The sequence below is a fragment of the Microbacterium sp. MRS-1 genome (assembly GCF_000585455.1).
Classification (GTDB): Bacteria; Actinomycetota; Actinomycetes; order Actinomycetales; family Microbacteriaceae; genus Microbacterium; species Microbacterium laevaniformans.
The window spans coordinates 97336-123948 of record NZ_JAUF01000006.1 but is presented as its reverse complement, the minus strand read 5'-3'; the positions used below and the strand labels follow the sequence as shown (position 1 = coordinate 123948).

The following is a 26613-nucleotide window of genomic DNA, read 5'->3' as shown; positions in this document are numbered from 1 at the left end:
GGACGAGGTAATTTGGCATTTGACAAGTGCACGCTGTTGAGTTCTCAAGGATCGGACGCTCCCGCAACTCAGCCTTCCAGCCTCGCCCGCAGGGCAACTTCACAATCTTATCCATCTCGCGCAGCTTGTCAAGTCGGCGCTTCGGGATCTCAGATCCACAGTGGCGACCGACGACGTCCTCCGCGAGAGGATTCCCATCCTAGACCAGAAGTCTTCTTCTCTCCACCGAGAGGTTCGGGACGGGATTTCGTTCTCCACTTGAGGGGGCGAGACCTTCCGGCCCTTCGCTCTTCCCTGTGGGGCGAACAAGTAATAACTTACGCGCCACGACACCATCGAGCAAATCACACCCGCGTCCCGGGCGTGTCGCGCTGCCAGGCTACCTGACCACCTCCCTCCTTCCGGCGAGATACTGCCTCCATGCGCATGCTCCCCGATGCAGGCCCACGGTGCCCTCTGTGCGGCGACCGCCTCGGCTTCGAGATTCTGGACGACGAGCGATTCCTCGTCGCATGGTCGTGTGTGATCTGCGGCGCCATCCGCACGACGGAACCCGCGTAGCTCCGAGTCCTAGACCTCCGCGCTCGGAGCACGGGTTCGCATGACGAGCGCCGCAGCCAGGGTGACCGCCACCAGCACTGTCACGTACGCCGAGAAGAGCCACGGCACCGTGGCCGTCGCGTGATACAGAAGCGGCGCCGTTCCGCCGAACAGCGAGTTGGACACCGCATAACCGAACCCGACGCCCAGAGCCCGCAACTCCGGTGGGAACGCCTCGGCCTTGGCGATCGTGTTGGTCGCGAGATATCCGGTGAGCACGACGAAGACGACGAGCAGCACTGCGAGCAGCGTCGACGGCGCCGTGAGCCCGGGGGCGATCATCACAGCGGGTCCGATCACGACGACGCCGGCGGCCCCGAAGAACACCAGCAGAGGCTTTCGCCCGATGCGGTCGCTCATGGCGCCGCCCACGGGCTGGAGCAGCATCAGGACGATCATCGCGATGAGGATGGCCGTCGTGCTCGCGCGCTCGGCATCCGACCCTCCGGCAGCGAACGCCGCCTCACGCGACACGGACGGCACCGTCACCGTGAACGTGTAGAACGCCGCCGTGCCACCCGACGTCATCAGCACGACCCACAACAACGGTCGCCAGCCGTCACGAAACAGATCCGCGAGCCCCGCCGCCGCAGGACGCGTTCGCTCGCTCGGCATCCGTCGGGCGAGAACCAACGTCATGACTCCCGCGAGCGCACCCAGCCCGAACGCGACCCGCCACCCCCACGCCGAAATCTGCGCGCGATCCACGACCGAGAGCAGGATGAGCAGTGTCGCCTGCGCAAGGACCTGGCCCGCAACGATCGTCGCCGTCTGGAACGACGATGAGAAGCCACGACGGCCGCGGGCCGCGACGTCCGCCAGGTACACCGCCGAGGCTCCATACTCACCGCCGGTCGCGATCCCCTGGACCGCGCCGACGAGCAGCAGAATGCCGGCGGACCAGGCGCCGACGTGGGATTGCGTCGGACTGATCGCCAGGACAGCCGAGCCGGCAGACATGAGGAGCACGCTCGACACGAGCGCGAATCGCAGGCCGCGGCGCCCGGCGATACGCCCGAAGATCCACGATCCGATCGGACGCATGACGAACGTGAGCGCGAAGATCGCGTAGACGTAGATCAGCGAACCGCCGTCGGAGGGGTCGAAGAACTCCGTCCGGAAGAACGGCGCGAACACCGCGAAGGCGTACAGGTTGTACCACTGCACGAGGTTCGGGAAGGACCCGCCGAGGAGCGCCCAGGTCACTCCCGCGCGCGGCTGACCGACATCGGGCGCCGGTGCGGCGGAGTTCATGCGCTCACTGTAGAGCGTTGAGGTCAACCGGGCGACGCACGTTTCTTCGCATCCCTCGGGGCAGACCGGCAGCGGCGGTGTCGTCGCAGTTGATCCGTCCCGGGTCAGACGTTGAAGCGGAACTCCACGACGTCGCCGTCCTGCATGACGTAGTCCTTGCCCTCCAGGCGCGCCTTGCCCTTCGCGCGCGCTTCGGCGACAGACCCGAGCGCGACGAGGTCGTCGAACGAGATCACCTCGGCCTTGATGAAGCCCTTCTCGAAATCGGTGTGGATCACCCCGGCGGCCTGCGGCGCCTTCCACCCCTTGCCGATCGTCCACGCCCGCGCTTCCTTCGGACCCGCCGTCAAGTACGTCTGCAGCCCGAGCGTGTCGAAACCGATGCGCGCCAGCTGGTCGAGGCCCGACTCGTCCTGCCCGGTGGAGGCAAGCAGCTCCGCCGCCTCGTCGGGGTCGAGATCGATCAGCTCCGACTCGATCTTCGCGTCGAGGAACACCGCCTTCACTGGCGCGACGAGCGCGGCCAGCTCGGCCTTGCGGGCGGCATCCGTCAACACCGCCTCATCGACGTTGAAGACGAAGATGAACGGCTTCGCGGTGAGCAGGCCCAGCTCCTTGATAGGGGCGAGGTCGATCCCGGATGCCGAGAGCAGCACGCCGCGCTGCAGTGCGTCACGCGCCGCGACGGCGGCTTCGAGAACGGCCGGGTCGAGCTTCTTGCCGCGCACTTCCTTCTCGTAGCGGACGATCGCCTTCTCGAGCGTCTCGAGGTCGGCCAGCTGCAGCTCGGCGTTGATGGTCTCCATGTCGGATGCCGGGTCGACCTTGCCGTCCACGTGCACCACGTCGGAGTCCGCGAAGCCGCGCACCACCTGTGCGATGGCATCGGCTTCACGAATGTTCGCCAGGAACTTGTTTCCCAAGCCCTCGCCCTCGCTCGCGCCGCGGACGATGCCCGCGATGTCGACGAACGAGACGGCGGCCGGAAGGGTGCGCTCGCTGCCGAAGACCTCGGCGAGCTTGTCCAGCCGAGGATCGGGAAGATTCACGACGCCCACGTTGGGCTCGATCGTCGCGAACGGATAATTCGCGGCGAGAACCTGGTTCTTCGTCAGTGCGTTGAACAGGGTCGACTTGCCGACGTTGGGAAGACCCACGATTCCGATGGTAAGAGCCACGGGGGTCAAGTCTACGGGGGTGAGCACACCCTCCTCTCCCGCGCCGCCCTGGTTCGTCACCACATCCGACCCGCGACTAAAGTGAGGGTTACCTATCTTCAAAAGAGAGTGCCGTTATGCCTGTGACTGTCCCTCGCCGCCTCGCGGCGGCATCCGTTCTCGTCATCGCCGCGCTGGGGCTGTCCGCCTGCGCGGGCTCCACCGCGCCCGGCGCATCCTCCTCCACGGATTCGTCCAGCCTCAGCGGCACGTCGATCACCGTCTACAACGCGCAGCACGAAGAACTCACCCAAGCGTGGGCGGACGCCTTCACGAAGAAGACCGGCATCGAGGTGGTACTGCGCAACGGCAGCGACTCCGAGCTCGGAAATCAGATCGTTCAGGAGGGCTCCGCCTCACCGGCCGACGTCTTCCTCACCGAGAACTCCCCCGCCATGTCCCTCGTCGAGAACGCGGGTCTGCTCGCCCCGGTCGACGCCGCGACGCTGGCAAACGTCCCCACGCAGTACCGCCCCGCGAGTGGCGATTGGACAGGGATCGCAGCACGGTCGACGGTGATGGTCTACAACCCGTCACTCATCTCCTCAGACCAGCTGCCGACATCGATCATGGACTTGCAGAAGCCGGAGTGGAAGGGACGGTGGGCGGCGTCGCCCACCGGAGCGGACTTCCAGGCGATCGTCTCCGCCATCCTGCAGGAGAAGGGCGAGGACGCGACGACCGCGTGGCTCACCGCCATGAAAGAGAACGCCTCTGCGTACAAGGGCAACAGCACCGTCATGAAGGCCGTCAACGCCGGCGAGATCCCGCTCGGCGTGATCTACCACTACTACTGGTTCATCGATCAGGCCAAGACGAAGGAGAACAGCGCCAACACGAAACTGGCCTACTTCGGCGCCCAGGACCCGGGGGCGTTCGTCAGCGTGTCGGGCGGAGGCGTGCTCGCCTCGAGCAAGAACGCCGCCGCCGCGCAGCAGTTTCTCGCCTTCATCACCGGCCCGGACGGACAGCAGGTCCTGCGCGACGGCACGAGCTTCGAGTATGCGATCGGCAGCGACGTCGCCTCCAACCCGGCCCTGCCGCCGCTGAGCTCTCTGCAGCCGCCGGCGATCGACCCCTCGACGCTGAACAGCAAGAAGGTCACTGACCTCATGACGGCCGCGGGGCTGATCTGAGCCTCGCCACCGCCGACCGCCCTGCGGTCAGCCCACCCGTGCAGCGGCACCGCGTGCTCACCACGCCGGTGCCGCTGCTGGCGCTCGCCATCGTCGCGGCGGCGCTGCTGCTCGTCCCCGTCGGCTTCGTCGTGTGGGTCGCCATCTCGGAGGGCTGGTCGCAGCTGAGCGCCCAGGTGTTCCGCCCCCGGGTCGGCGAGCTGCTCGCCAACACCCTCGGTCTGCTCGTTCTCGCCGTGCCGCTGTGCGTCGCGGTGGGCGTCGGCGCGGCCTGGACCGTGGAACGCACGGCTCTGCCCGGCCGGAAGATCTGGGCGATCGCGCTCGCCTCCCCGCTGGCGATGCCCGCCTTCGTCAGCGGGTACGGCTGGATCTCCGCTGTGCCCTCTCTTCAGGGTCTCGGCGGTGGAGTGCTGATCGCGGTCGGCGCGTACTATCCGCTCGTCTACCTTCCGGCCCTGGCCACGCTGCGACGCCTCGATCCGGCGCTCGAGGAGTCGGCCCGCTCGCTCGGGCTCAGTCCCCTCGCAACCTTCTGGCGGGTGGTCCTCCCCCAACTGCGCGTGGCGATTCTCGGCGGCGGACTCGTCGTCGCGCTTCACCTGCTCGCCGAGTACGGCGCCTTCGCACTGCTGCGCTTCGACACCTTCACGACGGCGATCGTCAGCCAGTTCCAGTCCAGCTTCGCCGGCCCCGCAGCCAACGCGCTCGGCGTCGTCCTCGCGGCCCTCTGCCTCGTGCTGCTCGTCGGCGAAGCGAGCGCTCGCGGTCGGCTGCGGTACGCGCGGATCGGACGCGGCGCCGCGCGGCCCGCCGTCCCCTACCGGCTGGGTCGGGCGGCGATCCCCGTCACGGCGGTGCTCAGCGGCATCCTGATCCTCGCCGTCGGCATTCCCGGCACGAGCCTGCTGCGGTGGGCGCTGCGCCCCGAGGGCTGGCAGAGCATCCATCTGCTGCCCGCACTCACCCAGACCCTTCTGCTGTCGGGCGGCGGAGCGCTCGCCGCGACCGTCGTCGCCCTCCCCTGCGCCTGGTTGAGCGTGCGGCACCCTAGCCGCCTCGCCCGCGGCATCGAGGGCGCGATGTACCTCGCCAGCAGCCTGCCGACGATCATCGTCGCGCTCGCGCTGGTCACGGTGACTCTTCGCGTCGTTCCCGGGCTGTACCAGACCCCCGCAACCGTCATCGCGGCCTACGTCATCGTGTTCCTCCCCCGTGCACTGGTGAGCCTCCGCAGCGGCTTGGCGCAGGTGCCCCCTCGCCTCGAGGAAGCAGCGCAGACCCTCGGCCGGACCCGGTTCGCGGCGACGGTCGAGGTGACGGCGCCGCTGATGGCATCGTCGTTCGGTGCGGCGTTGGCCCTCGTGGGCCTCGGCTGCGCGAACGAGCTGACGGCGACCCTCCTGCTGGCACCCAGCGGAACGCGCACCCTCGCCACCCAGTTCTGGTCGGAGACCTCGAACGCCGACTTCGTCGCCGGTGCCCCGTATGCGATCATGCTCATCGTGCTGTCGGTCCCGAGCGTCGCCCTCCTTCTCGCCGATGCCCGACGGCGGAGCGATCGATGACCTCGTTGACGGTCACGGATGCCGGTGTGCGCCTCGGTGGGGATCTCGTGCTCGCCGGCGTGCACCTGTCCGTCCCCGACGGGGAGAGACTCGCGATCGTGGGCCCGTCGGGAAGCGGCAAGTCCACACTGCTGCGCGCGATCGCCGGGTTCGAGCGCATCGCGGCCGGCGAGATCCGTCTGGGCGACGAGGTCGCCGCCACGGCGACACGCCACCTGGCCCCGCATCGGCGACGGATCGGCTACGTCGCACAGGACGGCGCCCTCTTCCCGCACCTCACCGCACGACGCAACATCGCCTTCGGCCTCCGCGGCTCAGCGAGCCGAGAGCGCGCCGGTGCCGTCGCGGCCGCCGCAGCGCTCGCCGGTATCGAGCCCGAACTCCTCGACCGCTATCCCCACGAGATCTCCGGGGGTCAGCAGCAGCGCGTCTCTCTCGCTCGCGCTCTCGCCCCGCACCCGCGGGTGCTTCTGCTCGACGAGCCTTTCAGCGCGCTCGACACCGAACTGCGCGCGCAGGTGCGCACACAGGTCGTCGATGCGCTGACGCGGGCGCAGGTGACGAGCGTCCTCGTGACCCACGACCCCGAAGAAGCACTCGCCTTCGGGCACTCCGTCGCCGTCCTCGACGACCGACGGCTCCAGCAGGCCGGTGTCTGCGCGGACGTGTTCTCGCGTCCTGTCTCGGCATCCGTGGCGCGTCTGCTCGGCGACACGGTCCTGCTCGCGGGCGCGAAGACCGCGACCGGTGGGTTCCGCTGCCCCCTCGGCACGCTCACCGTGGATGCCGACTTCTCCGACGGCTCATCGATGGTCGTCGCCATGGTGCGCCCGACTCAACTCAGACTGACGACGGATGCCGGGGCGGCGCCTGCCCGTGTGATCGCCATCGCGGTCGTGGGCGCGACAGCCACCGCCACGATCGCCTGCGCCGACGGCACCACGGTCGGCGTGCCGCTGCGCGCCGTCGGCTCGCCGCTGCCCGCCGTCGGCGACGACGTCCGGATCACCGTCGACGGCGGCACCGTCGTCTACGCGGCCTGACACCTCGGCGCGGCGTCCGCTCGCTCATCGGCGGATGCTGCGGAACGCCTCGGTGCGATACGGCAGATCGATGATCTCGACCCCGTCCTCACCCCGGTGACACGACGCGGCGAAGAGCTCCTCGACCTCGGCGAGGATGCGGTCCCGCTCCGACGGCGTGGCGGTGATGACGTAGCTGCGCGAGCGCACCATGGCCGCGAGCTCTGACCGCGTCAGTCGTCGCGACCATCGCCAGCTCTCATGCTCGAGCGCGCCGAAGGGTGCGGCGACGGCCGGCCCCGCGCCGGACAGAAGCTCTTCAGCGTGACTGCCCTTCATGATGGCGCCGAGGCGGGCCACCCACGGCGTGCTCACGTCGCGGATGTTCCAGACCAGACCGAGGACGCCGCCGGGCTTCAGGACGCGTCCCACCTCGGCGGATGCCGCGACCACATCGACCCAGTGCCACGCCTGACCCAAGACGACGGCGTCGACGCTCTCATCGGGAAGGTTCATGCGTTCCGCGGCGCCGATCAGCGTCTCCACGGCCGGAAGGGCCTCTCTCAGGGTGGCGAGCATCGCGGCATCCGGTTCCACGGCGATCACGTCGGCCCCCGCATCGAGCAGCGCGGCGGTGAGCTTTCCGGTACCCGCCCCGACATCCGCAACGCGCGGATGTTCACCGGCGGGAGCCAACAACCACTCCACGGCCGCCGCCGGGTACGACGGCCGGCCCGTCTGGTACTCCCCCGCCGCCGAGCCGAAGCTGAGCGCCATCTCGTCGCGTGTCGCCATGGGGCGACCCTACGCCTGCAACCTCTTGCAACCTCGACGTTCCTACCGTCGAGACATCGGGCGGAACGGCTCCGCCGAGAGGAAGTGATGTCAATGACGACTCTGACCGACACCCCTGCTGCCGCCGCGACCGAGGCGATCGCCACGACCATGCGCGCCGCGGTGGTTACCGCGCCCGGCGAGCCGCTGATCGTCTCCGACGTGCCGGTCCCGCGCCCCGGCCCCGGCCAGGCACTCGTGCGCGTGATCACCAGCGGCGTCTGCCACACCGACCTTCACGCGGCGCGCGGCGATTGGCCGGTCGCCCCGAAGGCCGATCTCATCCCCGGACACGAAGGCTACGGCGAGGTCGTCGCGCTCGGCCCCGGCGTGACGACGCTCACCGTCGGCCAGAAGGTCGGCAATGCCTGGCTGTGGTCGGCGTGCGGAACGTGCGAGTACTGCCGCACCGGATGGGAGACGCTGTGCCCGGCGCAGCAGAACGGCGGATACTCGATGGACGGGAGCTTCGGCGAGTTCATGCTCGTTGATGAGAAGTACGCCGCGCGGATCCCCGACGGCGCCGACCCGGTCGAGGTCGCCCCGATCCTCTGCGCCGGGGTCACGGTGTACAAGGGGTTGAAGATGACCTGCGTGCGACCGGGCGAGTGGGTGACCATCTCGGGCATCGGCGGGCTCGGTCACATCGCGGTGCAGTACGCACGGGCGATGGGCATGCGCGTGGCTGCCGTGGATGTCGACGACGCCAAGCTGGAACTCGCTCGCCGCCACGGCGCAGAGGTCACGGTCAACGCCGCGCAGACCGATCCCGGCGCCGCGATCTCCGAGCACACGGGAGGAACGCACGGCGTCCTCGTCACCGCGGTGCACCCTAGAGCCTTCGACCAGGCGCTCAGCGTCGTGCGGCGGGGAGCCACGATCGTCTTCAACGGTCTGCCGCCCGGGACCTTCGACGCCGACATCTTCGACATCGTGCTGCGCGCGATCACGATCCGCGGCTCGATCGTCGGAACCCGGCAGGACATGATCGAGGCGCTCGACTTCTACGCGCGCGGTCAGATCCACCCGACCGTGCACGTGGAGAACCTCGAGGACGTCAACGACATCTTCGAGCGGATGGAGAAGGGCCAGATCGACGGTCGCATCGTCATGCGGTACTGATCCGGCCGCAACGACCGGCGGGGAGCGAGCGCAGCAGGTTCGCTCCCCGCTCGGCACGTCGGGGCCACGTGCGCCCCGCGGCGCGCCTGCCGCCGCCGCGGGGCATCGACGCGCACAGTAGAGCTGTGGCCTTGGACTTCACCGCGATCGACTTCGAGACGGCGAACTCTTCGAGCGCCTCGGCGTGCGCCGTCGGTCTCACGCGTGTCCGCGATGGTCGTGTCGTCGAGACGGCGGGCTGGCTCATCAAGCCCCCGCCGGGCCACGACCGGTTCTTCGAGCTGAACATCGGCATCCACGGCATCCATCCCGAGGATGTCGTCGATGCGCCGGCGTGGGTCGACCAGCTCACCGCCCTCGACGCCTTCATCGGTGACGATGTCGTCGTGGCGCACAACGCCGGTTTCGACATGAGCGTCCTGCGACGCGCCTGCGAGGCGACGGATGCCGCGTGTCCGTCGTACCGCTACCTGTGCAGCCTGCAGATCGCCCGCAAGACCTACGACCTCGCCTCGTATCGACTGCCCTCGGTAGCCGCTGCTGCGGGCTTCCTCGACTTCGCCCACCACGACGCCGCGTCCGACGCGCTCGCCTGCGCGCACATCATGATCGACGCGGCGGCCCGTGCCGGTGTGCACGACGTCGTCGAACTCGCCATGCTGCTCGGCGTGCGCGTCCCCCGCCTCGCCGGCAGCGGTCGGCTCACACCCGTCGCCGGCCCGGTCGGCTGAACGGCCCCTCACGCGGACTCACCGCGCGGCGCCCGTCGATGTCGGAGGGGTGCGCCACTGTGGAGTCATGGACGCCTTCATCGTCATCGTCGTCGGAGTTCTCTGCCTGATCGCCGGCGCCGTCGGAGGTTGGATCACCGCCGGCGCGCGCGCCGCAGAGCGCACCGCGCGCGAGAACGCAGATCTGGCGGCACGGCTGGCTGCCGCGGAGACCTCCGCTCGCGCCCTGAACGTGCAGCTCGAGCATGAGCGCACGCTCACCCGGGATCTCGGCGCTCAGGCCCGTGCTGACCTCAGCGCGCAGCAGGAACGTGAACGCCGCGATCAACTGGTCCTTCGCGCGCTGGCGCCGGTGCAGGAGTCCCTGCAGACGATGCAGCAGAAGGTGACCGACCTCGAACGCGATCGCCAGAGTCAGTACGGCTCTCTCGTCGAGCAGCTGCGCGCGGCCCGCGCCAGCGATGAGGCGCTCCGGGCGACCACCGAGTCCCTCGCGGGCGCCCTGCGTTCCAACGTGACACGCGGCGTCTGGGGCGAGACGCAGTTGCGGCGCGTGGTCGAATCAGCGGGGCTGAGCCGCTACGTCGACTTCGATCTGCAGACGTCGGTGACCTCCCACGCCGGCGATGGCAGACCCGACATGATCGTTCGCCTGCCGGGCGGCATGTCGCTGGCGGTCGACGCCAAGGTGCCGCTCGATGCCTATATCGAAGCATCGGCGATTGCGATCACCGCGACCGGCGAGGAGGCCACCCGTCGTGCGGGTCTGCTCCAACGTCATGTGCGGGCCGTCCGCGCCCATGTCGACGCACTCGCCAAGAAGTCGTACTGGTCGGGACTGGACTCGAGCCCGGAGTTCGTCGTGTGCTTCCTGCCCAACGAGGCGTTGCTCGCGACCGCACTCGAGGAGGATCCGACGCTGCTCGATCACGCGTTCCGCCAGCGTGTGGCGCTCGCCTCTCCCGTGAACCTGTGGGCCGTCCTGAAGACGGTGGCCTACACCTGGACCCAGCAGGAGGTCTCCACGGAGGCCCGCCGCCTCTTCGAGCTGGGAACCGAGCTGTACCAGCGGCTGGGAGGACTTGCCGGGCACGCCGAGGATCTCCGCCGCGCCATCGAGCGAACGGTCGACACCTATAACCGCTTCACCGGATCACTCGAGTCGCGCGTTCTCGTCACGGCACGGAAGTTCCCCGGGATCGACGAGACGAAGCTGGATGCCGCGGCTGCTCCCGCGTCGATCGAGAAGACACCGCGAAAGCTCGTCGCCCCGGAGCTGATGGTGGACTCGGCCGACGCCGACGCCGACGAAGCCGCAACGGGTATCGCAGCAGATCTCGGCTCGCTCAGGGACCGGCTGTGAACGGAGGCGCGCTCAGGCGGGAAACAGGTTGAGCAGCCCGACGCCAGACAGGGAGACCGCGACGAACGCGCCGATCATCCACCACGCACTGACCTGGTGACCATCCGGCATCCGGCGACGCAACAGCACGTCGGGTCGGCGTGCGGGGTCCACGGGAACGCTCACCTGACCCGTTCTGGGACTGCTGGATGCTGCGGACATGTGACCCCCGGACTGCGTGGAAACGTCTGTGTCGCCGGTGACACCGTTGCCCATTGTGCCAGAGGTACGGCTGTCGCGTCGCCCATACCGGGCGCGCCGCGCCGATGATCTGGTCCGCGCTCAGAGCCACTTCGACGTGAGATGCTCCGAGGAGATGCGCCGCAGCGTGCCCGAAGCCCCCCGCAGAACGACGCTCTCCGTATAGACGAAGTCGCCGTCGCGGCGAACACCGGCGACGAGTTCACCGTTCGTGACGCCGGTGGCCACGAAGATCGTGTTGCGCCCGGTGACCAGTTCGTCGGCCTCGTAGACGTACCCGTCGAGCTTCAGACCCGCATCGGTTCCGCGCTGCTTCTCGTCGTCGTCGCGCGGCCAGAGACGTCCTTGAATGTGGCCGCCGAGCGCCTTGATCGCGCAGGTGGTCGCGACGCCTTCGGGGCTGCCTCCGATGCCGATGCACATGTCGGTACGGGCGTTGTGCCGTGCCGCATTGATTCCGCCGGCGACGTCACCGTCGCTCATCAGCCGCGTTCCGGCGCCGGCTTCGCGGATCTCCTCGATGAGTCGGGCATGGCGCGGCCGGTTGAGCACCGAGACCACGAGCTCGTCGACCGGCTTGCCGAGCGCTTTTGCCAGCAGGCGGATGTTCTCTCCGACGGGAAGGCGAATGTCCACGACGCCCACTCCGGCGGGACCCGTGACGATCTTGTCCATGTAGAACACGCTGGACGCATCCAGCATGGAGCCGCGGTCGGAGACGGCGAGGACGGAGAGGGCGTTGTTGCGGCCTTCGGCGGTCAGCGACGTTCCGTCGATAGGATCGACGGCGACGTCGCACTGGGGGCCGCGCCCCGTTCCCACGTGTTCACCGTTGAAGAGCATGGGGGCATTGTCTTTCTCGCCCTCCCCGATGACGATGACGCCGTCGAAGTTCACCGTGGTCAGGAATGCCCGCATGGCGTCGACGGCCGCCCCGTCCGCCTTCTCTTTCTGTCCGCGACCGATGAACGGCACGGAGCGAATGGCCGCCGCCTCGGTTGCGCGCACCAATTCCATCGCCAGGTTTCGGTCGGGGTGCAAAGGGCTCATGTCCGCGGTCAGGCTCACCATGACGCCAGCCTAGGCGGCTCCGCGTCGCAGACGCGGTGTTTTCAGCCAATGCCTGAGGAAGGATGTGCACTTCTTATCGCTGTGGCAAGGCCGACCCGACGCTTTTGCCCGGCGGGGGCCTCACCGACGTGGCCGGTGCTTCGATAGGCTGAGCCAGGAATCCCCGCAGAACTGAGGAGCAGAAATGCCAGTCGCCACCCCTGAGCAGTACGCCGAGATGCTGGACCGTGCAAAGGCCGGTGGGTACGCGTTCCCCGCGATCAATGCCGCCAGCTCGCAGTCGATCAACGCGATCCTGCAGGGTCTGACCGAAGCCGGATCCGACGGCATCATCCAGGTCACCACGGGCGGGGCCGACTACTTCGCCGGCCACACCGTGAAGGGTCGCGCCACCGGCGCGCTGGCGTTCGCGAAGTTCGCGACCGAGGTCGCCAAGAACTACCCGATCACGGTGGCCCTGCACACCGACCACTGCCCCAAGCCCGCCCTGGAGGACTTCGTCCTCCCGTTGATCGCGGCATCCGAGGAAGAGGTCCGCGCCGGTCGCAACCCCATCTTCCAGTCGCACATGTGGGACGGCTCCGCCGTTGCGCTCGATGAGAACATCGCCATCGCGAAGGATCTGCTGCCTCGCATGAAGAACATCAACGCGATCCTCGAGGTCGAGATCGGCGTCGTCGGCGGCGAGGAGGACGGCGTCAAGCACGAGGGCTCCAACGAGGCGCTCTACACGACCACCGCCGACGTGTCCCGATTCGTCGACGCACTCGGCCTCGGCGAGAACGGCCGCTACATCGCCGCCCTGACGTTCGGCAACGTCCACGGCGTGTACAAGCCCGGCAACGTGAAGCTGCGCCCCGAGCTGCTCGGCGAGATCCAGGCGGGCATCGCAGAGCGCTTCGGCACCGACGCGAAGCCCCTCGACCTCGTCTTCCATGGCGGCAGCGGCTCGACGGCGGAGGAGATCGCAACCGCCGTGGCCAACGGCGTGGTGAAGATGAACATCGACACCGACACGCAGTACGCCTTCACGCGTTCGGTTGCCGGCTTCATGTTCAGCAACTACGACGGCGTGCTGAAGGTCGACGGCGAGGTGGGCAACAAGAAGGCCTACGACCCGCGCGCCTGGGGCAAGGTGGCCGAGACGGCGATGGCCGCGCGCGTCATCGAGGCGACCCAGCAGCTCGGTTCGGCGGGTCACTCGATCAGCCTCTGATCCGCATCGGAGACGCCCCCGGGAGCTCGCGCTTCCGGGGGCGTTTCTTGCGCCGCGAGCGCGCGACGTCCCGACCCGCCCGCGACGCCCCCGACTCGCGCCTCGCGGCATCCGCAGAAATCGGTGGCGCATTCGGCGTCCTCACCCCCGCGGATGCCGCTGATTGCGCCCCCTGAACCGCGCGAGCGCGGGACGCACGATGTCGACGGCTCAGGCGGGGTCGACGTACGCGTCGAGCAGCCCCGGAGCGCCGTCGGGAACATGGATCACGCTGATGGGATCGCCTGCGCGGACCGAGCCCGTGCGCACGACGCGCAGGTACGGGCCGAGCCGCCGTTCTGCCGAGAACCGCCGCACCCAGCCGCGTTCCGCCGACCTGTCGACGATGCGCACCCAGCGGGCGAAGGTCTGGCACGGTGTCCGCGGCATCGTCACCTCGACGACGGCCGTCTCCCCGATCCGCCACTGCTCGCCGATACGGGCACGATTGACGTCGAGCCCCTCGACACGGAGGTTCTCGCCGAACCATCCGGGCGGGAGAGGCGCCCGCAGCTGCGTCTCCCAGAACTCGGCGTCCTCCTGCGCGTACGCATACAGAGCCTTGTCCAGGCCACCATGGTGCTTCCGATTCGCCTGCACATCGGCATACGCGCCGTAGCGTCCGAGGCGCACCGCCCCGTCGACCGCGGCCTTATCGATCGCTGTCACACCGAGTGATCCGGCGTCAGGGCGCAGCGCCCGTACGACGCAGACGGCGAGAAGGCGCCCCGTGTCGCTCATCGGGCGAAGTGGGTGACGATCGCAGGGTCTCCGAGCAGCGGCACCGTCAGGCACACCGTGGCGAGGATGAAGGTCACGATCGCTCCGGCGAGAGGAATCCACCACGACAGCCGCCGCGCGCGCAGCGAGACCCACGACAGCAACGCGGTGAGCATCCACCCGCCGATGAAGACGAAGGCGCCGATACGACCCCACAGCTCGCCCTGCGCCGTGTTGGTGAAGGTCGCGTCGATGCCGGCCACCTGCATCCAGGTCTGTGCGAACCCGGAGAAGTCCCACAGCTGCGGCACCGCGCTGACGACGGTCACGAGACCGTACATGAGCAGGGCAAACGTGATGATGCGGTCCGCGGCGCGCGTCGGGCGCGCGGCAGCCGTCGTGGCGGGCGCGGTGGGCGGGTGCGCGCGGCTCGGCACCGTGTGCGGCAACGCCGGATGCGGCGAGACGGAAGCCGTCTCGGGCTGCTGGATGCGCGCCCGCTGCTCCTCCGGGCTCGCATACTCGCCGTACTGCGGACGGGGGCGCGGCGTCTGCGCGTGCGTCGACGATCCGGTCGGGTCGGTCATCCGCGCGACCGCCCGCCCAGTGCACGGTCGTCCCGACGTCCACTCGCATCCTGGCGGAGCTCCTTGGGAAGCGAGAACATCAGATCCTCCTCGGCCGTGCGCACCTGCTCGACGTCGGCATAGCCGGCGCCCGCGAGGTCGGCCAGCACCTCTTGCACGAGCACCTCGGGCACCGAGGCGCCGCTGGTGACGCCCACCGTCTCGACGCCGTCGAGCCAGTCCTGCTGGATCTCGTGGGCGTAGTCGACGCGGTAGGCCGCCTTCGCCCCGTACTCCAGCGCCACCTCGACGAGTCGGACCGAGTTGGAGGAGTTCGCCGAACCGACGACGATGACGAGGTCGGCGTCCTTGGCGACCTTCTTGATGGCGACCTGGCGGTTCTGCGTGGCGTAGCAGATGTCGTCCGACGGCGGATCCTGAAGCTCGGGAAAACGCTCGCGCAGACGGCGAACCGTCTCCATGGTCTCGTCGACCGAAAGCGTGGTCTGCGACAGCCAGACGACCTTCGCCGGATCTTTCACGACGACCCGATCGGCTTCCTCGGGCGAGTTGACGACGGTGACGTGGTCGGGGGCCTCTCCTGCCGTTCCCTCGACCTCTTCATGGCCGTCGTGGCCGATGAGCAGGATCTCGAAGTCGTCGCGGGCGAAGCGCACCGCCTCGCGGTGCACCTTCGTCACGAGGGGACAGGTGGCGTCGATGGCCTGAAGGCCCCGATCGGATGCCGCGTTCACGACAGCCGGCGAGACGCCGTGCGCGCTGAAGACGACGTGGGCGCCTTCGGGCACCTCGTCGACCTCCTCGACGAAGACGGCCCCCTTCGCCTCGAGCTCGGTGACGACGTGGATGTTGTGCACGATCTGCTTGCGCACGTAGACGGGCGCGCCGTAGCGCTCCAGCGCCTTCTCGACCGCGATCACGGCGCGGTCGACGCCGGCGCAGTACCCTCGCGGTGAGGCGAGGAGGACCCGCTTGTGTCCGGGGACCGGGTTATCCTGAAGCCGTCCGCGCGGGCCTGGAATATGGGGCGTCGGAAGACGGATGGCTGTGCTGCTCACCCCTTGATTCTAGGGAGAGCGGGCTGAGTGAGGGCCGCATACGCGCGGCGGAAAGGCATCGATGGCATCGTTCGCGTCCGCTCCCGGGCACGTCCCTCCCCCCGATGCGGTCGCACCGCGAGAGTCGCGCTCGGACGCACCGACGTCGGTCTCGCGTCTGAACGAGACCATCCGCGGGTTCGTCTCGACGTGGGGATCCGTCTGGGTCGAGGGTGAGATCACCGCATGGAACCTTCGCGGCGGGCACGTCTTCGGGCGTTTGAAGGACGCGAACGGCGACGCGATGCTCTCGTTCCGTCTGTGGTCATCGACCCTGCAGCGCCTGCCCGACGACCTCAAGGTCGGCGACCTCGTGGTGGCGTGCGTGAAGAGCGACTTCTTCGTGAAGACCGGGGACTTCACCTTCACCGTCTCCGCGATGCGCCACACGGGCCTCGGCGATCAGCTCGAGCGACTCGAGAAGCTCCGCGGGCAGCTCCGGGCGGAGGGGCTGTTCGACCCCGCCCGCAAGAAGCGCCTCCCCTTTCTCCCGCAACTCGTCGGCCTCATCACCGGTGAGCGCAGCGACGCCGAGAAGGATGTTCACCGCAACGCCGAACTGCGCTGGCCGGGCGTCCGCTTCCGCACGATCCACGCCGCCGTCCAGGGCGAGCGCTGCGTTCCCGAAACGATCGCGGCGCTCACGGCGCTCGACGCCGACCCGGAGGTCGACGTGATCATCATCGCCCGCGGCGGCGGCGATCCGCAGACCCTGCTCGGCTTCAGCGATGAACGTCTCGTACGTGCGGTGGCGGCGGCATCCACCCCGGTCGTCTCCGCGATCGGCCACGAGAACGACCATCCCCTGCTCGACGACGTCGCGGACGTGCGGGCGTCGACACCGACGGATGCCGCCAAGCGGGTCGTTCCCGACGTCGCGGAGCAGCGCGCGCTCGTCAACCAGCTGCGCTCGCGCGCGCGCACCCGTCTGACGCAGCGGGTCGGGCACGATATCGCCCAGCTCGAACAGCTGCGCTCGCGTCCCGTGCTGCGCGCGCCCGAGTCGCTGCTCACACCGCGTGCGCACGAGCTCTGGACACTGGTCTCACGCGGCCGCGACCTCGTGAACCGGCGGATGGATGCCGCTGAACGCACCACCGCACAGCTGCGCGCGTCCCTGCGCGCCCTCTCCCCCGGTGCGACGCTCGAGCGTGGCTACGCCATCGCGCATCTGGAGGCCGGCGTCATCGTCCGCGACGCTCGTCAGGTACCGGCCGGCACCGCGGTGACAGTGACCGTCGCGGAGGGCTCATTCACCGCCCGCTCGGAGGGCCCGCTCGCAGAAGACGTCGGCGGGTCGGCCTAGAATGGACGCCATGACCAGCGACACGGCCACCGACGTCGCCGATCTGTCCTTCGAGCAGGCCCGGGACGAACTCGTCCGTGTCGTCGCCGAACTCGAGCAGGGCGCCCCGACCCTCGAGCAGTCGCTCGCCCTGTGGACCAGGGGCGAGGCTCTCGCCGCGCGGTGCGAGGAGTGGCTGCTCGGCGCGAAGCGACTTCTCGATGCCGCCCGCCCCGCGGACGCGGACTCGTGATGGCATCGGCTCCTCGCATCGTCGCGGAACTCGGCCGTCCCGAGACGCCCGCCGAGACCGCCGACCGCAAGGCGGCCGCGTCGCGGGCCTACCGCCAGAGCAAGACTTTCCGCAATCTGGTGGCTGCCCTCCTCGTCACGATGGCCGTCGTCGCCGTGGTCTACTTCGGCGTGCCCCGCGGTTCGCTTCCCGACCCCGAGGAAGCGGACGTGGCCGCAGCAGCGCAGAGCGCGTCGGCATCCATCGGCCATCCCCTCCTGGTTCCTGTCGTTCCCCAGAACTGGCGCGCCAACTCGGCGCGACTGGAGGGCTCGATGTGGCGCGTCGTGTATGCACCGCCGAGCGGCTACGTGCGCGTGGCACAGGGCGTCGACGCCGACGCCGGATGGGCGACGAAGGTGCTGGGCGGGTTCGCGCCCTCCGGCAGCGTCACCATCGACGGGATCGCCTGGGACGAGTACACGATCCCTGCCGCCGCCCGCACCGACACGGTCTCGTACGCCATCTCGACGAGTGCCGGCTCCGACACGGTGCTGATCTACGGGGCGACCGACGCCGCAACGGCCGCCGTCGCGGCGTCGGGCGTCACCGATCAGATTCTGACCATGCGCGAGGAGAAGAGATGAACGCAACCGTCCGCCCCACCCCTTCGCTCGTCTGGGAGGAGATGCTCGAGGGCAACGCCCGTTTCGTCGCAGGTGAGCCGCGCCATCCGCGACAGGACGTCGAGCGGCGCAACGAGCTCGCTGCCGCCCAGACCCCGCGGGCCGCGCTGTTCGGCTGTGCGGATTCACGCCTGGCGGCGGAGATCATCTTCGATCAGGGCCTCGGCGACCTGTTCGTCGTCCGCAACGCCGGCCAGGTCGCCTCGGACTCCGCGGTGGCCAGCCTGGAGTATGCCGTCGCGGCGCTGGATGTCTCGCTCATCATCGTGCTCGCACACGACGCGTGCGGTGCCGTGCGCGCCGCGATCGACTCCACCGCACTCGGCTCCCCCGAACTCCCCCCGCACATCTGGCGCCTGATCGCGCGCATCGTGCCGGCGGCACGCACCGTGCTCCGCGATGCCGGCGGCGAGGTCGACCCGCGGGAGCTGGACGCCGAAGACGTCGGACGGGAGCACCTCAAGAACACGGTCGACGACCTGCTCTCCTCGTCGCGGCTCATCGCCGACGCCGTCGCCGAGGGTCGACTGGGCATCGTCGGCGCGAACTACCGACTGAGCGAGGGCACGGCAGTGCCGCATGTCGCCGTAGGCCTCGACCGGGCCTGAGCCGGCTCCACCCCATCATCACAACCGCAAGCGCACAGGAAACGAGGACGTGACCGCAATGACCGAGACCACCGAGTACCGCATCGAACACGACACGATGGGCGAGGTGCGCGTGCCGAAGGACGCTCTCTACGCGGCGCAGACCCAGCGCGCCGTGGAGAACTTCCCGATCTCGGGCACCGGGCTGGAGTCGACGCAGATCGCTGCGCTCGCGCGCATCAAGAAGGCCGCAGCGCTGGCCAACAAACACCTCGGCACGCTCGACGGCGCGATCGCCGATGCGATCGCAGCGGCGGCCGACGACGTCATCACCGGTCGTTACGATGCCCACTTCCCCGTGGACACGTACCAGACGGGGTCAGGGACCTCGTCGAACATGAACATGAACGAGGTGCTCGCCTCGCTCGCGACGCAGAAGCTCGGCGCGCCGGTGCACCCGAACGACCACGTCAACGCGTCACAGTCGTCCAACGACGTCTTCCCGACCTCCGTCCACATCGCCGTCACGCAGGCGCTCATCGACGACCTCATCCCCGCGCTCGACCATCTCGCCGTCGCCCTCGAGGCGAAGGCGCTGCTGTGGAAGGACGCCGTCAAGTCGGGCCGCACGCACCTCATGGATGCGACCCCCGTCACGCTCGGGCAGGAGTTCGGCGGGTATGCACGTCAGATCCGCCTCGGCATCGAGCGGGTGCGTGCCGTGCTCCCCCGCGTAGGCGAGGTGCCGCTGGGCGGTACCGCTGTCGGAACCGGCATCAACACGCCGCTCGGCTTCCCTCAGAAGGTCATCGCACTGCTGGCCGAGGAGACCGAACTTCCGATCACCGAGGCGCAGGACCACTTCGAGGCGCAGGCGAACCGCGACGGGCTGGTCGAAGCATCCGGCGCCCTCCGCACGATCGCGGTCTCGCTGACCAAGATCAACAACGACCTGCGGTGGATGGGCTCGGGCCCCAACACGGGTCTCGGCGAGCTGCACATCCCCGACCTGCAGCCCGGATCGTCGATCATGCCCGGCAAAGTGAACCCCGTCGTCCCCGAGGCGACCCTGATGGTCTGCGCGCGCGTGATCGGCAACGACGCGACCGTGGCGTGGGCGGGTGCATCCGGCTCGTTCGAGCTCAACGTCGCCATCCCGGTGATGGGCACGGCCCTTCTCGAGTCGATCCGCCTGTTGTCGAACGCCATGCGTGTGCTGGCCGACAAGACGGTGGACGGCCTGGAGGCGAACCTCGAGCGCGCCGCCGCCTTCGCCGGCATGTCCCCGTCGATCGTCACCCCACTCAACAAGCTCATCGGTTACGAGGCGGCCGCCAAGATCGCCAAGCACGCCGTCGCCAAGGGCATCACGGTACGCGAGGCCGTGATCGACCTCGGCTACCTCGAGAGGGGTGAGCTGACCGAGGAGCAACTCGACACGAAGCTCGACCTTCTGTCGATGACGCACCCCGGCTGATCGCCTGCGCCCGCTTGTCGGGTTCATAATCAGAGGGTGAATCGCGCCGTCCGCCCTGCCCGCGTGGGTCGGCGCGCACGCGGGCTCGGAGTCGTTCTCTCCGTGGTCGCGGCGGGCTTCGGGCTGACGGCGCTCGCGTTGCTCGCGGTGCACGCTGCGAGCGGTGCTGCGACCACCTGGGTGTCGGTGGTCGTGTTCGCCGCGGCCGCGGCGCTGACCCTTGCAGTGACGGCTCTGGTCGGCTGGCTGCTCCTTGATGAGCGACGCCATACGCCGGAGCTTCCGGACGGCGTGGAGAGCCCGGACGCTCTCTTCGACGCTCAGCGGCGGCTCCTGGACGATGTGCGACACGAGCTGAAGACCCCGATCACCATCGTGCGGGGACACTTGGAGCTCATGGATGCGGCCGACCCCTCCGACGTCGCCGCGACGCGTGCCCTCGGCATCGCCGAACTCGACCGGATGACGCGTCTGATCGGCGACATCGACCTGCTTGCCGCGGTCGAGAGCGACAGTTTCACGATGGGCGATGTCGATCTGGACATGCTGACCCGACGCGTCGCGGAGCTGGTCGCCGTCATCGCCGACCACGCCTGGGGGGTCGAACAGAGCGCGGCAGGGATCATCCACGGCGACCGTGATCGCCTCCTGCAGGCGTGGCTGCAACTGGCCGACAACGCGGCGAAGTACACCCCCGCCGGCTCGGCGATCGAGATCGGCAGCGCCGTGCATCCCTCCGGAGCTCAGCTGTGGGTGCGCGATCATGGCCCGGGAATCGCGCCCGCCGTGCGCCACCGCATCTTCCGTCGCTTCGACCGCGGCACGGGCAAGCGGTCGGTCGGCGGATCGGGCCTCGGCCTCGCCATCGTCGACGCGATCGCGAAGGCCCACGGCGGTCACTGCACCGTGGCCGACACGCCGGGTGGCGGTGCCACCTTCACCATCGAGATCCCCATCGGCACGCAGGCGACACTGCCCACACCGGTGCGTGCGGGGGATGTCGTCCAACAACGGGAGGCCTCCGGATGACTCGCATCCTCATCGTCGACGACGAGCCGCATATCGTGTCGATGGTCACGCGCGCGCTGTCGGCCGAAGGGTATGAGACGACCGCCTGCGAGGACGGCGCCGCCGGACTCGAACGCGCGTCGCGAGGCGACATTGACCTCGTGATCCTCGACGTCGGGCTGCCGGGCATGGACGGATTCGAGGTTCTCCGGCGCCTGCGCGGCGACGGGCAGTCCCTCCCGGTCATCATGCTGACGGCTCGCAGTTCGGCCCGCGACGCGGTGGACGGTCTGGATGCCGGGGCCAGCGACTACGTTCCGAAGCCGTTCTCCCTCGCTGAGCTGATGGCGCGCGTGCGCTCGCGTCTTCGGGAGCGCACGGGTGCCATCACGATGGTCCTCTCCCGCGGGGATGTGACGCTCGACCTGCTGGCGCGTCGCTGCACGGTGGCCGGTCACGACGTCGACCTCTCCGCGCGCGAGTTCGCACTTGCTGAGCAGTTCCTGCGGCACGCCGGTGAGGTTCTCACGCGTGAGACGCTGCTCAGCCGCATTTGGGGCCTCGACTTCGATCCGGGCTCGAACGTCGTGGACGTCTACGTGCGGTATCTGCGGGCAAAGCTCGGCGCCGACCACATCGCGACTGTCCGCGGCGAGGGCTACCGCTGGGAGTAGACCTCGCCGCGGACGACGCGGGTACGGGCGGGCCGCGTCAGCTCAGCTCGCCCTGCTCCAGCAGATCGGTGACGAGCGCGGCGATGGCGGAACGCTCGGATCTCACGAGTGTCACGTGACCGAAGAGGCTGTGCCCCTTCAGCGTCTCGATCACGGAGGCGATGCCGTCGTGGCGGCCGACGCGGAGGTTGTCACGCTGGCCGACATCGTGGGTCAGCACGACGCGCGAGTTCTGTCCGATCCGACTGAGCACCGTGAGCAGCACGTTGCGTTCGAGCGACTGCGCCTCATCGACGATCACGAAAGCGTCGTGCAGAGAACGTCCGCGGATGTGCGTCAGCGGCAGCACCTCGAGCATCCCCCGCGCGACGACTTCCTCGAGGACGTTTCCGGAGACCACCGAGCCGAGGGTGTCGAAGACCGCCTGCCCCCACGGGTTCATCTTCTCGGACTGGTCGCCCGGCAGGTAGCCGAGCTCCTGGCCGCCGACGGCGAAGAGCGGGCGGAAGACGATGATCTTCTTCTGCTGCTGGCGCTCGAGGACGGCGTCCAAGCCCGCGCAGAGCGCGAGGGCCGACTTCCCCGTTCCCGCGCGTCCGCCGAGAGAGACGATTCCGACTTCGGGATCCATGAGCAGGTCGATCGCGATGCGCTGCTCGGCGCTGCGGCCGTGCAGCCCGAACACGTCCCGGTCGCCGCGGACGAGACGGAATGCGCCGTCTCCGGTGACCCGGCCGAGAGCCGACCCCCGCTCGGAGTGGATCACGAGTCCCGTGTTCACCGGGAAGCCGTGCACCTCGTCGCTGGTCGCGACCTCCGCCTCGTAGAGGTCACTCATGTCGTCGCCGGAGATCGCGATGTCGGCGATGCCCGTCCACCCGCTGTCGACGGCCTGCTCCGCGAGATACTCCTCGGCGTGGATGCCGAGGGAGGCGGCCTTGACGCGCATCGGGAGGTCCTTGGAGACGACCGTGACCTGCTGACCGTCGGCAGCGAGGTGCATGGCGACGGAGAGGATCCGCGTGTCGTTGTCGCCGAGGCGCATGCCGGCGGGCAGAACGGAGGAGTCGGTGTTGGTCAGCTCGACACGCAGCGTTCCCCCCTCCCCGACCGGGACGGCGAAGTCCAGTCGACCGTGCTCGACACGCAGCTCGTCGAGGTGGCGCAGAGCCTGCCGGGCGAAGTAGCCGATCTCCGGGTCGTGCCGCTTGCCTTCGAGCTCCGTGATCACCACCACGGGGACGACGACGGAATGCTCCGCGAACCGGAAGAACGCGCGCGGATCGCTCAGGAGCACGGAGGTGTCGAGGACGTAGGTCCGCAGATCGGTGTCCGCGGCCCCCTCGACGCTCTCATCGATCCGGCGTTGCTGCAGTGAAGCCCGTGTGGTCACAACTCACTCCCGCCCCGGGTGGAGCACCCGGCAGTTTCGAGTCGACCGTGGCCACGAGTCGTGTGGAGGCCGACCCGACCGGGCGCCTTGCCCGATGTGATGACCGTACGGCCGGCGATGCTGGCGCGCCAGCCGCGACACGCCGCCGGTCGATGACGGGGACGTTAACGTGTGATGTCGTCGGCGGACGCAGCTTCGACGGCCTCCGCGGGGGGTGCGACGACCTCGAGCGAGATCGGCGCGTCATCCGCAGAACCGGGCTCGGACAGCGCGAGCGACGCGGGAGCGGAGTCGATGATGACGCGGCTGGCGGCGACCTCGGCCAGCGCGTCGCCGAGCAGGACGAAGCTGTCGGCGCCCGTTCCCACGTGCGGCGCGACCCGGATCGTGGTGCCGCGGGCGGTGACGGTGACGCCCTGATTGGCGAGGGCTGCGGCCAGCGGCGCCGCCTCGTGAGGTGCAGGCTGCAGCGTCACAATGCCCGCGTGCCGGTCGCGCGGGGTGAGGACGGGGACCCCGTAGCGATCGGCGAGCTCCATCACGGCCCGTGCGCGTGCGCGCAGCTCGGCGGCGATGGCGGGAATGCCCGCGTCGACCACTTCGCGCAACGCCGCCGCGAGGCGACCGGCAGCGAGGTGGTCGGCCGGGGCGACCTGGTATGCGGCCGCTGTCGGCAGCGGCGCCGGCACACCCACGCTGGTCGCGTCGCCCTGCATGCCGGAAATCCCTGACAGCACCGGCTCGATCCGTTCGCGCGCCCGATCGGAGAACCTCGCGAAGCCGGTGCCCCGACCGGCCCGAAGCCACTTGTATCCGTTGCCGCAGACGACATCGGCCGCATCCCAGTCGGCGTCGACGACGCCGAAGCCCTGAACGGCATCGACGATCAGCAGGCGGTCGCCGATCCGCTCACGAATCTCCCGCACGTCGGCGACAGCGCCCGTGCGGAAATCGACCAGGCTGACGGCGACGGCCGTGACATCGTCATCGAGCGCCTCCGCCACGGCATCCGCCGTGACGATCCCGGCGACGGGCTCGATCTCGCGAACCGAGAGCACACCGCGAGCGTCCTGCGCGCGGCGTGCCGTCACCCGCAGGGCGGGAAACTCCTGAGCCGAGACGATGACCGTGCCACGAAGCCCCTGCATCGCGTGCTGCAGTCCGTGGGTCGTCGACGGCTGCAACACGACCTCGTCGACGGCACATCCGAGCACCTGTGCGACCAGCCCGCGCGCCTCGTCGGATCTCTCCGACACCAGATCGATGCCTGAACGGCGCCCGCTGCCGAGCATCTCCGCGTCGGCTAGGGTCTCGGCTCGAACCGCCGGCGAGAGCGGTCCGAACGCCGCCCAGTCCAGATACCCCGCTGCGCTGTCGAAGGTATCGAGGTAGGGCTGCAGGTCGTTCACGTCGCCCATTGTCCCACGCCGAGTCGTTCGGGGCGGATCGCGTGGCCCCCGTCAGCTGCCGTAGCGGCGATCGCGCGTGGCGTAGTCGCGGATCGCGCGGAGGAAGTCGACCTCGCGCAGGTCCGGCCCGAGCGCTTCGACGAAGTAGAACTCGGAATGCGCCGACTGCCAGAGCAGGAAGTCGCTGAGGCGCTGCTCGCCGGAGGTACGGATCACCAGATCGGGATCGGCCTGCCCTCCGGTGTACAGATGCTCTCCGATCTGCTCCGGAGTGAGGCTGGCCGCAAGCTCCTCGAGTGAACCGCCGCGCTCGTCATGCTGCGCGATGATGCTGCGAACGGCATCGACGATCTCGCTGCGCCCGCCGTAGCCGACCGCGAGGTTGACGTGCAGACCCGTGTTGCCGGCCGTCCGCTCCTCCGCCGTCCGCAGAACACGGGCGAGATCCGGCGGCAGCATCTCCGCCCGACCCACGTGCTGCACCCGCCAGCCGGGCTCGAGCGACAGCTCGTCGGCGAGCTCCGCGATGATCTCGATGAGATCGGCGAGCTCCTGTGAGTCGCGCTTGGTGAGGTTGTCGGTGGAGAGCAGATAGAGAGACACGACGCGGATGCCGAGATCGTCGCACCACCGCAGGAACTCGTGCATCTTCGCCGCCCCGGCACGGTGCCCGTGAGCGACGGTGGTGAAGCCCGCTTGACGGGCCCAGCGACGGTTGCCGTCGATCATCATCGCGACGTGATGGGGAACCGTGTCGGGGGTCAACTCGCGACGCAGGCGCGAACTGTAGAGGCGATAGAGGAATCCACGCCCCTCGCCCGAACCGGTGGGTGTCACGTTCCTACGCTACCGCGCGGGCCGTACCCCACACCGCACACGCCGTATGTACAAAAGTCGGCATGAGGGTACGCGTAGGCTCAGTGCCGTGACCCGACACGCATCCGCCGAGGGCGCCGACATGCCCCAGCTCCCGCTCCTCGAAGCAGGCTCCGTCAGCGCGCAGGTCGAGCTGAAGCCCACGTGGCGCGGCTGGATCCATGCCGGAACGTTCCCCGTGGCCGTGGCCGCCGGGGTGCTGCTCATCGTCTTCGCCCACGGCGCGGCCGCGAAGTGGGCCGCGGCCGTGTTCATGCTGACCTCGCTCCTGCTGTTCGGCAACTCCGCGCTGTATCACCGGTTCACCTGGGGGCCGACGACCAAGGCGGTGCTCAAGCGCATCGACCATGCCAACATCCTGCTGCTGATCGCCGGCACCTACACGCCGATCGCCGTGCTGGCGCTGACGCCCGACAAAGGCGCGCTCCTGCTCGTGCTCGTCTGGTCGGGCGCGATCCTCGGCATCCTGTTCCGCGTCTTCTGGATCAACGCACCGCGCTGGCTCTACGTGGCGCTGTACCTGCTGCTCGGCTGGGCTGCGGTGATGTACCTCGGCGACCTCCTGCACGCGAACGTCGCGATGATGATCCTCGTCATCGTGGGCGGCCTGCTCTACACCGGCGGCGCCGTCGTCTACGCGCTGAAGAAGCCCAACCCCTGGCCGGGCCACTTCGGCTTCCACGAGATCTTCCACGTGTGCACCGTGCTGGCGTTTCTCTGCCACTGGACGGCGTGCCTGCTGATCGCGCTGCACCCGCTGACCCCGTCGCTCGGATCGGCAGGCTGAGCGCGGAGGAGGACGCCCCGGGCGCCCGCCGCAGCGTCAGCGCGAGGCGGGATCGATGTCCTGGTCGTCGGTCTCGCTCGCCTCGACGGCGGCGGCAGCCTGCTCGTGGGCGCGCGCCTCGGCATCCGCCTGCGTCGTCGCGTCGAGTTCTTCAGCGATCTCCGCACGGTAGCCGGCGCGACGGATGCGTCGCAGCATGTCGATGAGGAGGAAGATCACGGCGATGGCGACCACCGCGATGCCGACGAAGCCCACGAACCCCGGAGTGACCGCGTCAGGGTTGACGGTCATGGTGGGAGTCGGAATCGCCGGGTCGGCGATCCCCGACAGCGCGATCGTCAGTGCGTGCATCGTTCCTCTGTTCCGCGCGGAGCGCCTAGCC

27 protein-coding genes are annotated in these 26613 nt (G+C 69.1%); 15 read left to right on the top strand and 12 right to left on the bottom strand.

The features are described from left to right. Positions 1–570 precede the first annotated feature (570 nt). Both AS96_RS01580 and ychF read right to left on the bottom strand, forming a co-directional pair. Complete coding sequence (locus AS96_RS01580) at positions 571–1854, bottom strand: MFS transporter (protein WP_051498713.1); 1284 nt, start codon at positions 1852–1854, stop codon at positions 571–573. Between the two features lie 104 nt (positions 1855–1958). Then, positions 1959–3032: a redox-regulated ATPase YchF gene (ychF, locus tag AS96_RS01575; RefSeq protein WP_036284895.1), complete on the bottom strand. Its 1074-nt coding sequence runs from the start codon at positions 3030–3032 to the stop codon at positions 1959–1961. A 116-nt stretch (positions 3033–3148) separates the two neighbouring features. On the opposite strand from ychF, the gene AS96_RS01570 reads away from it, so the two are divergent. The 3 genes from AS96_RS01570 to AS96_RS01560 are packed head-to-tail and all read left to right on the top strand — an operon-like array spanning position 3149 to position 6818. Continuing rightward, entirely contained in the window at positions 3149–4207 is a 1059-nt protein-coding gene (locus AS96_RS01570; RefSeq protein WP_036284861.1) for an iron ABC transporter substrate-binding protein, read from the top strand. 53 nt (positions 4208–4260) lie between these two features. Further along, positions 4261–5775, top strand: coding sequence for an ABC transporter permease (locus tag AS96_RS01565; protein WP_051498712.1), 1515 nt, complete (start codon positions 4261–4263; stop codon positions 5773–5775). Next, positions 5772–6818, top strand: coding sequence for an ABC transporter ATP-binding protein (locus AS96_RS01560; protein ID WP_016464693.1), 1047 nt, complete (start codon positions 5772–5774; stop codon positions 6816–6818). Before AS96_RS01565 ends, AS96_RS01560 begins: the two co-directional genes overlap by 4 nt. A gap of 24 nt (positions 6819–6842) precedes the next feature. On the opposite strand, the gene AS96_RS01555 is transcribed toward AS96_RS01560, so the two are convergent. Beyond that, positions 6843–7592: a class I SAM-dependent methyltransferase gene (locus AS96_RS01555; protein WP_036284856.1), complete on the bottom strand. Its 750-nt coding sequence runs from the start codon at positions 7590–7592 to the stop codon at positions 6843–6845. Positions 7593–7685: 93 nt separating this feature from the next. Between AS96_RS01555 and adhP the strand changes: the two genes are divergently transcribed. From adhP to AS96_RS01540, 3 genes are all read left to right on the top strand, one after another. Then, positions 7686–8753, top strand: coding sequence for an alcohol dehydrogenase AdhP (adhP, locus tag AS96_RS01550; RefSeq protein WP_036284854.1), 1068 nt, complete (start codon positions 7686–7688; stop codon positions 8751–8753). A gap of 125 nt (positions 8754–8878) precedes the next feature. Further along, entirely contained in the window at positions 8879–9484 is a 606-nt protein-coding gene (locus AS96_RS01545; RefSeq protein ID WP_016464690.1) for a 3'-5' exonuclease, read from the top strand. A 67-nt stretch (positions 9485–9551) separates the two neighbouring features. Continuing rightward, the gene (locus AS96_RS01540) at positions 9552–10847 is read left to right on the top strand and encodes a DNA recombination protein RmuC (protein ID WP_036284852.1); all 1296 of its coding nucleotides are present in this window, start codon (positions 9552–9554) and stop codon (positions 10845–10847) included. A 12-nt stretch (positions 10848–10859) separates the two neighbouring features. On the opposite strand, the gene AS96_RS15585 is transcribed toward AS96_RS01540, so the two are convergent. Both AS96_RS15585 and glpX read right to left on the bottom strand, forming a co-directional pair. After that, a complete protein-coding gene (locus AS96_RS15585) occupies positions 10860–11012 on the bottom strand; it encodes a hypothetical protein (RefSeq protein WP_231477035.1) in 153 nt (50 codons plus the stop codon). A gap of 156 nt (positions 11013–11168) precedes the next feature. Then, a complete protein-coding gene (gene glpX, locus AS96_RS01530; RefSeq protein WP_016464688.1) occupies positions 11169–12158 on the bottom strand; it encodes a class II fructose-bisphosphatase in 990 nt (329 codons plus the stop codon). Between the two features lie 184 nt (positions 12159–12342). Here glpX and fbaA point away from each other — a divergent pair, with 184 nt between their 5' ends. Beyond that, positions 12343–13374, top strand: a complete 1032-nt coding sequence (gene fbaA, locus AS96_RS01525) for a class II fructose-bisphosphate aldolase (protein WP_036284848.1) — start codon at positions 12343–12345, stop codon at positions 13372–13374. Positions 13375–13584: 210 nt separating this feature from the next. Here the strand turns inward: fbaA and AS96_RS01520 are convergent, their stop codons facing one another. The 3 genes from AS96_RS01520 to AS96_RS01510 are packed head-to-tail and all read right to left on the bottom strand — an operon-like array spanning position 13585 to position 15742. Continuing rightward, entirely contained in the window at positions 13585–14154 is a 570-nt protein-coding gene (locus AS96_RS01520) for an MOSC domain-containing protein (protein WP_036284846.1), read from the bottom strand. Next, the gene (locus AS96_RS01515; RefSeq protein ID WP_036284844.1) at positions 14151–14720 is read right to left on the bottom strand and encodes a DUF6264 family protein; all 570 of its coding nucleotides are present in this window, start codon (positions 14718–14720) and stop codon (positions 14151–14153) included. The genes AS96_RS01520 and AS96_RS01515 overlap by 4 nt, the downstream gene beginning before the upstream one ends. Then, positions 14717–15742: a 4-hydroxy-3-methylbut-2-enyl diphosphate reductase gene (locus tag AS96_RS01510; protein WP_051498718.1), complete on the bottom strand. Its 1026-nt coding sequence runs from the start codon at positions 15740–15742 to the stop codon at positions 14717–14719. Before AS96_RS01510 ends, AS96_RS01515 begins: the two co-directional genes overlap by 4 nt. Positions 15743–15839: 97 nt before the next feature. Between AS96_RS01510 and xseA the strand changes: the two genes are divergently transcribed. From xseA to AS96_RS01475, 7 genes are read left to right on the top strand one after another with little or no spacing between them, the layout of a single operon-like run. Next, positions 15840–17123, top strand: a complete 1284-nt coding sequence (xseA, locus tag AS96_RS01505; RefSeq protein WP_036284842.1) for an exodeoxyribonuclease VII large subunit — start codon at positions 15840–15842, stop codon at positions 17121–17123. A gap of 1 nt (position 17124) precedes the next feature. Continuing rightward, positions 17125–17355 carry an exodeoxyribonuclease VII small subunit gene (locus AS96_RS01500; protein WP_005052590.1) on the top strand — a complete coding sequence of 77 codons (231 nt, stop codon included), beginning with the start codon at positions 17125–17127 and terminating at the stop codon, positions 17353–17355. Continuing rightward, a complete protein-coding gene (locus AS96_RS01495; protein ID WP_036284840.1) occupies positions 17355–17981 on the top strand; it encodes a DUF4245 family protein in 627 nt (208 codons plus the stop codon). The genes AS96_RS01500 and AS96_RS01495 overlap by 1 nt, the downstream gene beginning before the upstream one ends. Continuing rightward, positions 17978–18628 carry a carbonic anhydrase gene (locus AS96_RS01490; RefSeq protein ID WP_036284837.1) on the top strand — a complete coding sequence of 217 codons (651 nt, stop codon included), beginning with the start codon at positions 17978–17980 and terminating at the stop codon, positions 18626–18628. Before AS96_RS01495 ends, AS96_RS01490 begins: the two co-directional genes overlap by 4 nt. A 58-nt stretch (positions 18629–18686) precedes the next feature. Beyond that, positions 18687–20084: a class II fumarate hydratase gene (locus AS96_RS01485; RefSeq protein ID WP_005052583.1), complete on the top strand. Its 1398-nt coding sequence runs from the start codon at positions 18687–18689 to the stop codon at positions 20082–20084. Between the two features lie 36 nt (positions 20085–20120). Beyond that, complete coding sequence (locus tag AS96_RS01480) at positions 20121–21113, top strand: sensor histidine kinase (RefSeq protein ID WP_036284834.1); 993 nt, start codon at positions 20121–20123, stop codon at positions 21111–21113. Continuing rightward, positions 21110–21766 (top strand): response regulator transcription factor, encoded by a 657-nt coding sequence (locus AS96_RS01475; RefSeq protein ID WP_005052579.1) that lies wholly within the window; start codon positions 21110–21112, stop codon positions 21764–21766. Before AS96_RS01480 ends, AS96_RS01475 begins: the two co-directional genes overlap by 4 nt. Positions 21767–21803: 37 nt before the next feature. Here the strand turns inward: AS96_RS01475 and AS96_RS01470 are convergent, their stop codons facing one another. The 3 genes from AS96_RS01470 to AS96_RS01460 form a co-directional block, all read right to left on the bottom strand. Beyond that, entirely contained in the window at positions 21804–23159 is a 1356-nt protein-coding gene (locus tag AS96_RS01470; RefSeq protein ID WP_005052577.1) for a PhoH family protein, read from the bottom strand. Positions 23160–23323: 164 nt separating this feature from the next. Beyond that, positions 23324–24577 carry an aminotransferase class V-fold PLP-dependent enzyme gene (locus AS96_RS01465; protein WP_036284831.1) on the bottom strand — a complete coding sequence of 418 codons (1254 nt, stop codon included), beginning with the start codon at positions 24575–24577 and terminating at the stop codon, positions 23324–23326. A gap of 42 nt (positions 24578–24619) precedes the next feature. After that, positions 24620–25405, bottom strand: coding sequence for an isoprenyl transferase (locus AS96_RS01460; RefSeq protein ID WP_005052573.1), 786 nt, complete (start codon positions 25403–25405; stop codon positions 24620–24622). A gap of 121 nt (positions 25406–25526) precedes the next feature. Here AS96_RS01460 and trhA point away from each other — a divergent pair, with 121 nt between their 5' ends. Then, complete coding sequence (gene trhA, locus AS96_RS01455; RefSeq protein ID WP_005052570.1) at positions 25527–26231, top strand: PAQR family membrane homeostasis protein TrhA; 705 nt, start codon at positions 25527–25529, stop codon at positions 26229–26231. Between the two features lie 36 nt (positions 26232–26267). Here the strand turns inward: trhA and AS96_RS01450 are convergent, their stop codons facing one another. Beyond that, the gene (locus AS96_RS01450) at positions 26268–26582 is read right to left on the bottom strand and encodes a hypothetical protein (protein ID WP_005052569.1); all 315 of its coding nucleotides are present in this window, start codon (positions 26580–26582) and stop codon (positions 26268–26270) included. Between the last annotated feature and the right edge of the window lie 31 nt (positions 26583–26613).

Excerpts from the sequence above, each read along its gene's own strand:
- xseA (WP_036284842.1), top strand. The coding sequence starts at position 15,840 with ATGGCATCGTTCGCGTCCGCTCCCGGGCACGTCCCTCCCCCCGATGCG.
- AS96_RS01540 (WP_036284852.1), top strand. The coding sequence starts at position 9,552 with ATGGACGCCTTCATCGTCATCGTCGTCGGAGTTCTCTGCCTGATCGCC.
- AS96_RS01580 (WP_051498713.1), bottom strand. The coding sequence starts at position 1,854 with ATGAACTCCGCCGCACCGGCGCCCGATGTCGGTCAGCCGCGCGCGGGA.
- AS96_RS01475 (WP_005052579.1), top strand. The coding sequence starts at position 21,110 with ATGACTCGCATCCTCATCGTCGACGACGAGCCGCATATCGTGTCGATG.
- AS96_RS01495 (WP_036284840.1), top strand. The coding sequence starts at position 17,355 with ATGGCATCGGCTCCTCGCATCGTCGCGGAACTCGGCCGTCCCGAGACG.
- adhP (WP_036284854.1), top strand. The coding sequence starts at position 7,686 with ATGACGACTCTGACCGACACCCCTGCTGCCGCCGCGACCGAGGCGATC.
- AS96_RS01555 (WP_036284856.1), bottom strand. The coding sequence starts at position 7,592 with ATGGCGACACGCGACGAGATGGCGCTCAGCTTCGGCTCGGCGGCGGGG.
- AS96_RS01560 (WP_016464693.1), top strand. The coding sequence starts at position 5,772 with ATGACCTCGTTGACGGTCACGGATGCCGGTGTGCGCCTCGGTGGGGAT.
- AS96_RS01465 (WP_036284831.1), bottom strand. The coding sequence starts at position 24,577 with ATGGGCGACGTGAACGACCTGCAGCCCTACCTCGATACCTTCGACAGC.
- trhA (WP_005052570.1), top strand. The coding sequence starts at position 25,527 with ATGCCCCAGCTCCCGCTCCTCGAAGCAGGCTCCGTCAGCGCGCAGGTC.
- AS96_RS01515 (WP_036284844.1), bottom strand. The coding sequence starts at position 14,720 with ATGACCGACCCGACCGGATCGTCGACGCACGCGCAGACGCCGCGCCCC.
- AS96_RS01520 (WP_036284846.1), bottom strand. The coding sequence starts at position 14,154 with ATGAGCGACACGGGGCGCCTTCTCGCCGTCTGCGTCGTACGGGCGCTG.
- glpX (WP_016464688.1), bottom strand. The coding sequence starts at position 12,158 with ATGGTGAGCCTGACCGCGGACATGAGCCCTTTGCACCCCGACCGAAAC.
- AS96_RS01450 (WP_005052569.1), bottom strand. The coding sequence starts at position 26,582 with ATGCACGCACTGACGATCGCGCTGTCGGGGATCGCCGACCCGGCGATT.
- fbaA (WP_036284848.1), top strand. The coding sequence starts at position 12,343 with ATGCCAGTCGCCACCCCTGAGCAGTACGCCGAGATGCTGGACCGTGCA.
- AS96_RS01490 (WP_036284837.1), top strand. The coding sequence starts at position 17,978 with ATGAACGCAACCGTCCGCCCCACCCCTTCGCTCGTCTGGGAGGAGATG.
- AS96_RS01500 (WP_005052590.1), top strand. The coding sequence starts at position 17,125 with ATGGACGCCATGACCAGCGACACGGCCACCGACGTCGCCGATCTGTCC.
- AS96_RS01570 (WP_036284861.1), top strand. The coding sequence starts at position 3,149 with ATGCCTGTGACTGTCCCTCGCCGCCTCGCGGCGGCATCCGTTCTCGTC.
- AS96_RS01485 (WP_005052583.1), top strand. The coding sequence starts at position 18,687 with ATGACCGAGACCACCGAGTACCGCATCGAACACGACACGATGGGCGAG.